General features: G+C 51.4%; 5 protein-coding genes. 3 read left to right on the top strand and 2 right to left on the bottom strand.

Annotation, left to right across the window (positions count from 1 at the left end):
* Positions 1–201: 201 nt before the first annotated feature.
* Both cysK and ACI3UA_RS02615 read left to right on the top strand, forming a co-directional pair.
* Complete coding sequence (cysK, locus tag ACI3UA_RS02620; RefSeq protein WP_439723276.1) at positions 202–1134, top strand: cysteine synthase A; 933 nt, start codon at positions 202–204, stop codon at positions 1132–1134.
* A 235-nt stretch (positions 1135–1369) separates the two neighbouring features.
* Positions 1370–1522, top strand: a complete 153-nt coding sequence (locus ACI3UA_RS02615; protein ID WP_439723275.1) for an aminoglycoside phosphotransferase — start codon at positions 1370–1372, stop codon at positions 1520–1522.
* A gap of 216 nt (positions 1523–1738) precedes the next feature.
* Here ACI3UA_RS02615 and ACI3UA_RS02610 read toward each other — a convergent pair whose 3' ends face one another.
* Both ACI3UA_RS02610 and ACI3UA_RS02605 read right to left on the bottom strand, forming a co-directional pair.
* The gene (locus tag ACI3UA_RS02610; RefSeq protein WP_439723274.1) at positions 1739–2422 is read right to left on the bottom strand and encodes a hypothetical protein; all 684 of its coding nucleotides are present in this window, start codon (positions 2420–2422) and stop codon (positions 1739–1741) included.
* A gap of 6 nt (positions 2423–2428) precedes the next feature.
* Positions 2429–2707 (bottom strand): hypothetical protein, encoded by a 279-nt coding sequence (locus ACI3UA_RS02605; protein ID WP_439723273.1) that lies wholly within the window; start codon positions 2705–2707, stop codon positions 2429–2431.
* Positions 2708–3084: 377 nt separating this feature from the next.
* On the opposite strand from ACI3UA_RS02605, the gene ACI3UA_RS02600 reads away from it, so the two are divergent.
* On the top strand, positions 3085–3529 hold a 445-nt coding region (locus ACI3UA_RS02600), incomplete at its 3' end, for a D-sedoheptulose-7-phosphate isomerase (protein ID WP_439723272.1).

Below are 3529 nucleotides of genomic sequence, written 5' to 3'. Positions count from 1 at the left end.
TAACCAATCCTTTCAACATAAATTCTGCTTCCTATATAATACCAAAAAACGCCTATAAAATCAATATATCATACAGTAATAATAGGTTTTATAAAAAATTTTCATTTACCTATTGACAAAGTAGATAATCGGGTTTATTATATAAGCATATCAATCATATATGTTTATAAAGTTTTTGAGATATTCTAAGGAGATGTTTTTATGTCAAAGGTATATAACAGTGTAACAGAACTTATCGGCCACACGCCTCTGCTGCGGGCCAACAACTTCATCAAGGTCAACGGGCTGGAGGCAGATATCCTCGTGAAGCTGGAGTATTTCAACCCGGCAGGCAGTGTCAAGGACCGCATTGCCAAGGCCATGATTGAAAAGGCAGAGGCCGAGGGCAAGCTCACGAAGGATTCCGTCATCATCGAGCCTACCAGCGGCAACACCGGCATCGGCCTGGCCAGCGTAGCGGCTGCCCGCGGCTACAGAGCCATTCTCACCATGCCGGAAACCATGTCCGTGGAGCGCCGCAATCTTTTGAAGGCCTACGGCGCCGAGATTGTCCTGACCGATGGAGCCAAGGGCATGAAGGGTGCTATTGCCAAGGCCGAGGAGTTGGCCGCTTCCATCCCTCATTCCTACATCCCGTCCCAGTTTACCAATCAGGCCAACCCTGCCACCCACAAGGCAACCACCGGCCCGGAAATCTGGGAGGATGCCGAGGGCAAGGTTGATTTCTTTGTGGCAGGCGTAGGCACCGGCGGCACCCTCAGCGGTACCGGCGAATACCTCAAGAGCAAGAACCCTGACGTGAAGGTTGTAGCTGTGGAACCAGCTACCTCCCCTGTACTCAGCAAGGGTACTGCCGGCCCTCACAAGATTCAGGGCATCGGCGCAGGCTTTGTGCCTGACACCCTGAATACCAAGATTTATGACGAGATTATTCCTGTGGAGAACGAGGACGCCTTCAAGTTTGGCCGCCAGTTCTCTCAGGCAGAGGGCGTACTCATCGGCATTTCCTCCGGCGCGGCCCTGGCCGCCGCCGTACAGCTGGCAAAACGCCCTTCCAACAAGGGAAAGACCATCGTAGCCCTGCTGCCGGACACCGGTGACCGCTACCTGTCCACCTCCCTTTTCTCTGATTGATTTATTCTAATTGCTTTTCACTATTTTTACATACTCTCCAAAATATACACAACTCACCAATGAGAAAAATGCCGTACCAGCCACGAGCTGTACGGCATTTTTCTTATGCGCCTGCTCCGGTCAGCCCCTCGGCAGGCCTTGAAAACAGGGTACTTTTGTTATACAATGTACGTTGTCTGATGTGCGTTGCACGACATTCAGCGTTTCACTTTTTACTGTAAAGGAGATTCTGCACATGGCACTTAGTCCCGAAGTACGCAGCAGGCTGCAGGCACGGATTGATGAGCTGAAAAAGCGCATGCAGTACGATGCCAATGACCTGGACTACGAGACCCATCTCAATCAGGTACGGGAGCTGCAAAAAATCATTTCCGCGGCCAATAAATAGCTATGTCACCATATCATACCGGCACGAACAAAATGGCATAACCGTAACCTTAGAAAACCCTTGTTGCGCCTCGTTACTTCATTCATCAGAGCGTCACAGACGCGATAGATGAATGTTAGTAACGCGAGGCACAGCTAGGAGCGAGAGCGTGTTTTCGTGGTTATGGTTATGCCATTCAATTTATCTACGGACCTGCATGGTTATATTGCTTTCCCATCACATGCGGCGATACTTATCTGCCGTGGATTTTGGGTCATAGTCGATGCCAATTCCCTTGCCCACCGGGGATACGTTCACCAGTCCGTCACCGTCGCGGCGGATGTCAGTAACAACCGGGCCGTTGTCCACGGCACTGCCCTGATGGTAGGATGGCGCACTGTTCTCATAGCTTTCGTAGCCGCTATTGCCTGACTGCTCATTTTTCTTGCCAAAAAAACGGCGCACCAGCATCATAATCACCTTGACGGCAACAACGACAAAAATCACGTTGAACAGCACACCCAGCGCATCCGCCAGAAAGCCGCCGCCGAAGCCGAAGAGGTGTCCCAGCATGCTGCCCAGCATCATGCCGCCCGCCAGCAGGCCCATGGTGCGCAGGGCATTGCCCCAGCGGGTACCGGTATTGGCTGCCGCCGCATTATTCGCAACGCTGTTATTTGCCTTGGCCGCCGGTGTCTTGTCCTTCAGGTCGCTTGCCTTCTTGGACGGAGCATACTCCTGATTTGGCTTGTCAGCCTTCTTGGCCGCAGGCGCGGATGTCTTTGGTGCAGACACCTTTGGCGCGGAAACCTTCGGTACCGAGATTCTGGCACCACCCTTAGCCGCATCGGCCACACCGGCAGACGCAGAAAACAGGAAGGCCGCCGCCACCAGCACGGCGCCTATTTTTTTCATCTTCATATCCTCTTAATCCTCCTTATAGGCCTTGATATCCTCCGGAAAAGCATAAAGCTCTCCCAGGGTGTCCAGCTCGCCGGACAGATAGCGGTCAATATCGTCCACGTCAATATACAGCTTGCAGTCGATATCCAGATACCCCTGCTCCTTTGCTCCGCTGAGCTTGACAATGTCCATCAGCTTTTCACGCAGCTTCTGGCACTCGCTTGCCCTGGCGTGAATATCCAGCTTTATCTGCGGCACGCCATACTCACTGATTACCTCATTCAATGTCATTCTCTGTGACATATTTTCAACCTCATTTCTACACATCTACAATCTTCACAGCTGTACAGCCACATACCTGCACGGCCATATAACCCTGTAGCCACCCGGCCACGTAACCGTATAACTGCATCACTGCACAGCCCCGCAGTTTCATGGCCTCAGCCTTATAAAATTTGGTTTTCACAAATTTTACTTTTTGACTTTTCAAATACTGTTCAATTATATCATAGACATATATAAATTGCAATTTTTCTCATTTTGCATTAATATACTATTAGAATATATTATTAGCCATGCTATCAGTTGTACTGTAAGTTGCGCAGCAGGATGTATTGTCAGATATGCTGACAGGAAAATGAAGAGCGTGAGAAATCGCCAGCAGAAAGGACTGAAGATATATGAAAGATACCACTTTTGCCAAAATTGACAACCTGATTGAGCGTTACCCTGCCCTGGGCGTATGCCGCCAATCCCTTACCGAAGCCGTGGAGGCCATCTGCACCGCCTACAGGGAAGGCGGCAAGGTCATCGTCTGCGGCAACGGCGGCAGTGCCTCCGATGCGGAGCATATTGTAGGCGAGCTGATGAAGGGCTTTGTCAAGAAACGCCCTATCAGCGACGAGCTGTATGCAAAAATGCAGGAAACCTGCCCTCATGAAGCGGATTATCTGCGGCAGAACCTTCAGGGCGCCCTGCCGGCCATCTCCCTGATGAACGCGGTGGCGCTGAACAGCGCCTTTGCCAACGACCAGGCGCCTGACCTGGCTATGGCCCAGCAGGTACTGGGACTGGGCCGCCCGGAGGATATCCTCATCGGCATCAGCACCTCCGGCAACTCCACCA

Source organism: Anaerovibrio sp., from assembly GCF_051866355.1.
Taxonomy (GTDB): domain Bacteria; phylum Bacillota; class Negativicutes; order Selenomonadales; family Selenomonadaceae; genus Anaerovibrio.
This window is presented reverse-complemented; position numbering and strand designations above follow the sequence as displayed.